This is a genomic window from Acidobacteriota bacterium, assembly GCA_003696075.1.
In the GTDB taxonomy this organism is placed as follows: domain Bacteria; phylum Acidobacteriota; class Polarisedimenticolia; order J045; family J045; genus J045.
The window spans coordinates 1-7879 of sequence record RFHH01000073.1; the positions used below are offsets into that span (position 1 = coordinate 1).

7 protein-coding genes are annotated in these 7879 nt (G+C 73.2%); 3 read left to right on the forward strand and 4 right to left on the reverse strand.

The features are described 5' to 3' along the window. Positions 1–1376, reverse strand: a 1376-nt coding sequence (locus D6718_04670) for a phospholipid carrier-dependent glycosyltransferase (GenBank protein ID RMG46886.1), incomplete at its 3' end; no start/stop codon positions are given. A 111-nt stretch (positions 1377–1487) separates the two neighbouring features. Here D6718_04670 and D6718_04675 point away from each other — a divergent pair. The 3 genes from D6718_04675 to D6718_04685 are packed head-to-tail and all read left to right on the forward strand — an operon-like array spanning position 1488 to position 4656. Further along, entirely contained in the window at positions 1488–1856 is a 369-nt protein-coding gene (locus D6718_04675; GenBank protein RMG46887.1) for a hypothetical protein, read from the forward strand. A 41-nt stretch (positions 1857–1897) separates the two neighbouring features. Continuing rightward, positions 1898–3355, forward strand: coding sequence for an FAD-binding oxidoreductase (locus tag D6718_04680; protein ID RMG46888.1), 1458 nt, complete (start codon positions 1898–1900; stop codon positions 3353–3355). Then, a complete protein-coding gene (locus tag D6718_04685) occupies positions 3352–4656 on the forward strand; it encodes a hypothetical protein (protein RMG46889.1) in 1305 nt (434 codons plus the stop codon). Before D6718_04680 ends, D6718_04685 begins: the two co-directional genes overlap by 4 nt. Here D6718_04685 and D6718_04690 read toward each other — a convergent pair. The 3 genes from D6718_04690 to D6718_04700 all read right to left on the reverse strand — a co-directional run bounded on the left by D6718_04690 (position 4653) and on the right by D6718_04700 (position 7773). Next, a complete protein-coding gene (locus D6718_04690; protein ID RMG46892.1) occupies positions 4653–6032 on the reverse strand; it encodes an OmpA family protein in 1380 nt (459 codons plus the stop codon). The genes D6718_04685 and D6718_04690 overlap by 4 nt on opposite strands. 265 nt (positions 6033–6297) lie before the next feature. Continuing rightward, complete coding sequence (locus tag D6718_04695; GenBank protein RMG46890.1) at positions 6298–6915, reverse strand: threonylcarbamoyl-AMP synthase; 618 nt, start codon at positions 6913–6915, stop codon at positions 6298–6300. A 15-nt stretch (positions 6916–6930) separates the two neighbouring features. After that, complete coding sequence (locus tag D6718_04700; GenBank protein RMG46891.1) at positions 6931–7773, reverse strand: MBL fold metallo-hydrolase; 843 nt, start codon at positions 7771–7773, stop codon at positions 6931–6933. Positions 7774–7879: the final 106 nt, after the last annotated feature.

Here is a 7879-nt window from a genome sequence, read left to right on the forward strand (position 1 = left end):
AGCGACGGGAGGTGTTTCCTCCTCAGGAGCACCCAGAAGGGTCGAGATCCCTCCAGCCGGCGGGCGGCGCCGACGGCGGCGTCCCCGGCGCCGAGCCGGGCGGCGCTGGGGCGCCGCGCGGCGGTCAGGAACGCGGCCGCCGCCACCGCGGCCGCGGGAGCCAGCCACCGGATCGCCGTGCGGATTCCCGGATCCGGTGCCGGCACGAGTCCGAGGAGCGCGCCGGCCGCTGCCGCCGCGAACAGCGCTCCGGAGGCCGCGGCCGAGAGCCGCAGAGATCCATGCCGGCCCGTGGCGAGCCGGCGCGACGCGTCGAGGGCGGCGAGCGCGGCGGCGAGCGGGTAGGCGGGCAGCAGGTAGATGTCTCTCTTCCCGGGGGAGATCGAAAAGAACGCGACGACGAACAGCAGGCCGGCGGCGAGCAGGACTCTCCCCGCCTTCGGCCCGTCCCCCCGGCGAAGCGCCCACATCGCGGGAATCACGAAGAGCACGGTGGGCTGCATGTCGTACAGGAGCGCCGCGCCGAGGTACCAGAAAGGCCTCCTGTGGTGCCATGGGTTCAGGTAGCGCACGGCCGTCTGGCGGAAGAGCAGATCGGAAAGCCACCGGCGCCCGGGATCGCCGGAAGCGGCTGCCCACAGGGCCGCGGGGACGAGCCAGGCGGCCACGACGGCCGCGAAGACCACCCAGGGGCCAACCTTCACCAGCGCGCGGAGACACGGGGGACGCCGCGCGGCGATCGCGCCCGCCGCGAAAGCCCCGAGCGGGACGAGCAATCCCACGGGACCCTTGGCCAGCGTCGCGAGGGCGAAGGCGAGAAAGGCCGCGTTCACCAGGGCCGGGCGCGGTCGGCGGTCCGGCGACAGGCCGCTCCCCTCCAAAAGGAGCGCGAATCCCCAACCCGTGAGCGCGCAGAGGACCATGTCGATCTGGCCGACGGTCGCCTGCGAGAAGGCCTGGTAGCTGCCGGCGAACATCGCCGCGGCGAGGAGCGGCGGCTCGCGCCGTCCTTCCGGATCGCATAGCCAGGCGATGCGCGCAGCCGCCAGCATGGCGAGCGGAGCCGCGAGGACCGAGGGGAGGACGGCGGCGGCCTGCCCCGGCCCTCCGGTGAGGAGCGAGGCCAGAACGATCAGCCACAGGAAGAGCGGCGGCTTTTCGGCATAGAGCTCGCCGTTGAGGTGGGGGGCGACCACCACGCCGGTTTCGATCATCTCCCGGGCGCTCAGGGCGTAGGTCGGCTCGTCCGGCGCCCAGAGGTCCCGCCGGCCCACGGCAGGGGCGGCGGCGGCGAGGAACAGGAGGGCCGCCAGCGCCGCCGCGCGGGCGGGGAAGGGCCTCGAGGGAGCCGCGCGGCCGGGAGGCTCCCCTTTCACCGCACTTGACCCCCGCGCCTCCGGGACCGAACGTCGAGAGCGGAGCCCTCCGCCCCGGGGGCCGGCGGCGGGGGGGTGGACGGGCCGCCCCGCCGTCCGGGAGACAGCCCCGTGAGAGAACGACGCCGCCAGCACAGGGAGTACGACGAGCCGCCGCGTCCCCGCTCCTCTTCCCTCGCGGAGATGCGCGTGGCGCTCGGCATGTCGCTCGACAGGATCCGCAACGCGGTCGAGGTCCTCGCCTGCCGGATGCTCGAGCAGAAGCTCGCCGCGTGTCCGGAGATCTGCCGCTGCCAGCAATGTGTCGAGGACATGTACTGCCTCGCGCTGAACCGGGTGCCCGCCCTCTACTACCACAGCACCTCCAGCTTCGCGCGCCGGCTCGAGGACCAGGGCCCTCCGACCGACATCCTGCAGGCCCTCGACCGGGCCATCGACCACGCGATCCTGAAGGTCGGAGAGAACCCGTCTCACGACTGACCGGCGCGACGCCGCGCCTGAGCCCGGGTTACGATGCGCCGATGAGACGCGCTCGGGATCCGGATGCCCTGGCCGCCTACCTCGAGGACGCGAGCCGAGCCCTGCACGGCCGCGCCGACGAGGTCGTCTGGCCCGAGAGCGCTGGCGAGGTCTCCGAGCTCCTGGCCGATTGCTGCGCGAAGGGGATCCCGGTGACCGTGTCGGGTGGCGGCACGGGCGTGACAGGCGGGCGCGTGCCGCTGGGTGGCGTCGTCCTCGCCACGGACCGTCTCCGGCGGTGCGGTCCGTTCCCTCCGGCCCGGGCCGGCGGCGAAGCCCTCGTCGAGGTCGGCGCGGGTGTCCCCCTTGCCGAGCTGCACGGGGAAGCCGAGCGAGCGGGGTGGTTCTACCCTCCGGATCCTACCGAGGAGGGCGCCTACCTCGGCGGGACCCTCGCGACGAACGCTTCCGGTGCCCGGAGCTTCCGGTTCGGCCCCACCCGGGCCTGGGTCCGGGCGGTGGAGGCGGTCCTTCCCGACGGGCGGATCGTCAGGCTGGCGCGCGGGCAGTCGGTCGCCCGCGGAGGTCGGCTCGAACTGCCGACCGTCTCGGGGGACCGGCTCGTGGTCCCGGCACCGAACTGGGCGCCTCCGAAGACGCGGAAAAACGCGGCGGGCTACCATCCGGGCCCGGACGCCGTGGACCTTCTCGTCGGGTCGGAGGGGACGCTGGCGGTGATCGTCAAGGCGACCGTCGCGCTGCGGCCCCGGCCGCCGGGCTGGATCACCGGCCTGTTGGCCTTTCCGAGCGAACGACAGGCCCTCGAGTTCGTGGCGGCGGCCCGGCGCGGAGAGGGTCGCGTCTCCCCGGCCTCCCTCGAGTTCCTGGACGCGGCGTCACTGCGGTTGCTGGCCCGGCGCGGCGAGCGCGTGCCCGAGGGGGCGGAGGCGGCGGTGGTCCTCGACGAACCGCTCCCGCGAGGGGGGCACGCGGAGGATCTCCTGGACCGGTACGCGGCGCTGGCCGACCGGCACGGCGCCTCGCCGGAATCGTGGCTCTCCGGCGAGGCGGAGGACCGCCGCCGGCTCCGAGCCCTGCGCCACGCCCTCCCCGCCGCGGTCAACGAGACGGTGACCCGGCGCGGCTTCGGCAAGCTCGGAACCGACACGGCCGTGCCTCCGGGACGTCTCCCCGGCCTGCTGGAACGCTACCGGCGGATCCTCGACGAAGCGGGGATGGAGTACGTGGTGTTCGGCCACGCCGGCGACGACCATCTCCACGTCAACCTGATCCCTTCCAGCGAACACGAGGCGGAAGCAGGCCGCAGGCTCCACGAGCGTCTCCTCGAGGCGGCGGTGGAGGTCGGCGGCACCGTGTCGGCCGAGCACGGCATCGGAAAGCTCCGGAGGCAAGCGCTCGCCCGGATGTACCCGCCGGAGGCGCTGGCCGCGATGAGGGCCACCAAGGCGGCGTTCGATCCCCAGGGGATCCTCGGCCGCGGCACGCTCTTCCCGCCGTGAGCGGCGCGCCGGCTCGGTACCTGCGCGCCGTGCGCGGCCGGCTCCTCACGCCCCTTCCCCAGGGGGGCGTCCGTGACGTCCGCGACGGCCTGCTCGTGTTCCGCCGGGACGGGACCATCGTGCATGCCGGCAAGGCCACCCGCACCTGGGCGCGGGCCGAGGCGATCGGGGGCGGAGCCCGAGCGATGGTGGTGGTTGCATTCTGGGATCCGCACGTGCATCTCCCGCAGCTCGAACTCGCGGGCCGCCACCGGGAACCGCTCCTGGCATGGCTCGAGCGCCGTGTGTTCCCGGCCGAGGCGGGCCTGCGGGACCCGCGCCGGGCGGCGCAGGCGGCCGAGCGTTTCTTCCGCGCGCTCGGGGAGGCGGGGACCGCGGGCGCCGGCGTCTTCGGCGCTCCGTTCCCCGCGGCGGCCGCTCCGGCGCTCGAAACGGCGGCGAAACGCCGGATTTCGGTGAGGCTCGGGCCCGCCCTGATGGATCTCGGCCCCCCGGAACTCGCCGGTGCGCGGGGACCGCTCCTCCAGGGCCTCCAGAGGCTCGCCGGGCGGTTCGGAACCGCGGTGGCCGTCGCCCCGCGCTTCGCTCTTTCCTGCAGCCGCGAGCTGCTGGCGGCCTGCGGGCGGATCGCGCGCGCCCGCCGCGCCTTCGTTTTCACCCACCTCGCCGAGACGCGGGATGAGGTGCGCGAGGTCGAGCGGCGGTTCGGGCGGTCCTACACCGAGGTGTACGACGAAGCGGGGCTGCTCGGGCCGCGGACCCTCCTGGGGCACGGAATCCATCTGTCGCGTGCCGAGTTGGCGCTGATCGCCCGCCGGCGATCGTGGCTCGTCCACTGCCCGACCTCGAACGAGGCTCTCGGCAGCGGCCGGATGCCGCTCGAGGAGATCCGGCGCGCTGGCGTGCGATGGTGCTTGGCGAGCGACGTCGGAGCGGGACCGGATCTGTGCCTGCTCGACGTGATCGAATCGTTCCTGCGCGTGCACAAGGGGCGCGCGCGGACGACCGCCGCCGAGGCCTACCGGCGCGCCACGATCGAGGCTGCGCGCGCGCTCGGCTTCCGCCGCCGGGGATCCCTCGTCCCCGGGTACCGGGCCGACTTCCTCCTGATCGATCATGCACCCCGCGGCGCGCGCAGCGCCGAGGGGCTGCTGCGCCGATGGCTGCACCGCGGCGCTCGAGGTCGATGGAACGAGATCGTCGGCCGCCTCCACCGTGACGGCCGGCCCGTCGGGGATCCCGGAAGCGAAGACCCCGGGCCGCAGCCCGGGGTCTCCACCGGTCGGGACCGCACTGGCTAGCGGATCTTCCGCAGCTCCACGCGGCGGTTGCGGGCCCGCCCCTCCTTCGTCTTGTTGTCGGCGATCGGCTTCTCTTCGCCGTAGCCGACGGCGGTGAGACGTTCGGGGGCCACGCCCTTGCTGATCAGATACTGGCGAACGGCCTCGGCCCGCTTTTGCGACAATCGCTTGTTGTACGCCGCCGAGCCGGTGGAATCGGTATGCCCGCCGATCTCCACCTTCACGTTCGGCCAATCCAGCAGCGACTCCGCCACGCGGTCGAGCACCTCGAGGGATGCGGGGCTCAGATCCGCCGAATTCACCTCGAAGAAGACGCCCTCGAGGACGAGGGTCTTGCGCCCCTTCTCGAACAGCGGAGGAGCCTTCTTCTCGCACCCCTCGGCGTCGACCTCGACGCCGGCCGCCGTGTTCGGGCACTTGTCCAGGCCGTCGGGGACGCCATCGCCGTCGCCGTCCATGGGGCATCCGGAGCTGTCGACCCGCGCGCCCTTCGGCGTGCCGGGACACCGGTCGAGACCGTCGAGCACGCCGTCGCCGTCGGAGTCGGAGGGGCAGCCGCGGTCGTCGACCGAGGCACCCTGCGGGGTGTCGGGGCACTTGTCGATCCCGTCGTACACGCCGTCGCTGTCGGAGTCGGAGGGGCAGCCGCGGTCGTCGACCGTGGCTCCCTGCGGGGTGCCGGCGCAGTCGTCCCGGCCGTCCGGAACTCCGTCGCCGTCGCTGTCGAGCGGGCAGCCGCCGTCATCGACGGGCCAGCCCTCCGGCGTGCCGGGACATTTGTCGATCCCGTCGGGAACTCCGTCGGCGTCCTCGTCCAGCGGACAACCGCGCTTGTCGACGATCGCGCCCATCGGGGTGGCGGGGCACTGGTCTCGACGGTCGTAGACGCCGTCGCCGTCGGTGTCCTCGGGTGGCGCGCCGACTCCCCAGTCGATGCCGAAGGTGAGGAGCGCGTTGGTCAGCCGCTTGCCCCCGAGTCCCGATTCGCCGATCGTTCGATCGGCCCGGGCCTCGAGGCGAAGGCTGGTCGTGTCGCCGGCCAGCCAGCGGAAGCCGAACCCGAGCGAACCGAAGGTGCGGTCGAACGAATCGACGGCCCCGAGGTCGACGTCGAGCAGTCCCCCTCCGAGCGTGGCGAACCAGGAGACATCGTCGTCGTACGGGCTGAAGTAGAAGTCGAAGCCGGTTCTCAGCGCCCACGTTCTCGCGTCGTCGGCCAGCGCGGGGGACGTGCCGATGTTCCCGTAGAGGCCGTCCACGAACCACGCGTAGTGCTCGCCGAACAGGCGGGCAGCGCGCAGGCCGAACATCGTCGATCGGTTGTCCAGCACCTGGGGCTCGCCGGAAAGCCCCGGGTCGGGACTCACGATGCCCATCTGCAGGCCGATCTCTCCCTCTCCGGCGAAGCCGGCCGCGGCGAAGGCGACCACCGCGAACGCGGCGGCCAGCCGGCGCGCCGCGGGGCGCCGATGCCCGTTCGTGTTCATCACCAGATCCTCCCTCGGCGGGCCCGCGCAGCCCCTCTCTCCAGAGGCGGCGCGGCGCGCGCCGGCCGGATCGCGGCGGCGGTCACCACCGGATCGCGGCGGCAGTATAGAGAAAGCAGCGGGCGGAGGGGAACCACCCTGGATGGATGGCGGGTCAGCGGAACGGCTCCGGGTCGCCGGCGCCCTCCCGCAGCAGCTCCGGCACGCCCGAGGTGAGGTCCACCATCGTCGACGACTCCACCCCGCCCCACCCGCAATCGAGGAACACGTCCACATGGCTCCGGAGGCGCCGTTCGATCTCGTCCGGGTCGGCCAGCGCGAACTCCTCCTCCGGCAGCCGGAGTGTGGTCACCATCAAGGCTCCGCCCGCCGCTCGGGCCAGCTCGCGCGGGACGGGGTGCTCCGGGACGCGCAGCCCGATCGTCGGCCGCCGGGCGAGCAGGATCCGCGGCACCTCGCGCGAGGCAGGCAGGACGAAGGTGTACGGACCGGGGAGAAAGCGCCGCAGGACTCGGTAGGCGTGGTTGTCGACGATGGCAAAGCGGGCCACGTCCGACAGGTCGGGGACGATCAGGCTGAACAGCTTCTTGTCGGCGTCGATCCGCTTGATCCGCGCGATCCGCTCGACCGCCGCCCTGGATCCCGGCAACGCGGCCAGCGCATACGCGCCGCCGGTGGGCACGATCACCACACCATGATCCGCGAGCACGTCCGCGGCGCGGGAGATGAAACGCCGCTGCGGGGTCACGGGATGGACGCGGAGCCGAATCATCGGAGCCCCCGCGGCTCAGCAGGGATTCGCGGTGAAGCGGCCGCGTTCGTCCCTCTCCAGGCGGGCGAAGGGCGTGTCGGGATCGTGAGTGAAGAAGAGCCGGCCGCCGCGCGGGAGCAGACTCGAGAAGAGCTCGCGTTTTTCGTCGATCAGCCGCTCCGGCCAGCGGTCGTAACCCATCGTGATCGGGAGGTGCACCCAGGGCCGCCCGGGGGCGAGGTCGGCGACGAAGAGCACGGGGCCTTCCGGCGTCTCGATCTCGGAGAGCAGCATGCCGGGCGTGTGCCCCTCCGAGTAGTGGAATCGCACCGACGGCCCGGTGGCGTCGCTCCTCTCTCCGTCGACGAGCTCGAGCCGACCGCTGGCTTCGAGGAGGTCCGGTATCTCCGGCAGATAGGAAGCCCGGTCGCGCAGATGGGGGTGGCGGGCCCGCTCGAACTGTGCCCTCGAGACGAGGAACCGCGCGTTGGGGAACAGGAGCCGGGGCGGTTCCCCCTCGCGCCACTCCGCGAGGATCCCGCCCGCGTGGTCGAAGTGCAGGTGACTGAGGACGACGACGTCGATGTCGCGGTCCGACAGGCCTTCCCGCGCCAGGCTCTCGAGAAGAACGTGTCGGTCGTCGGGCGTGACCCCGTACCGGGCCCGGAGCTTGGGCTCGAAGCAGAGCCCGATGCCCGCTTCGAAGAGGATCAGCCGGTCGGACCCGCGGAGGAGAAGTGCCCGGGTCGCGAGCCGGACGCGGCCCAGGTCGTCGGGCGGCAGCCACTTCTCCCAGACGGCGCGGGGAGCGTTGCCGAACATCGAGCCGCCGTCGAGCCGCTGTCCGTTGCCTTCGATGGGAACCAGTCGATCGGTCATCGCCGCCGTCCCGCGCCGGGTGAAGGAACGGGCGATTCTAGCGCGGATCGGCGGGGTGGCGGCGGCCGCCGAGCGCCGGCGGCCGCCGCCGCGGGCTTCACAGCCC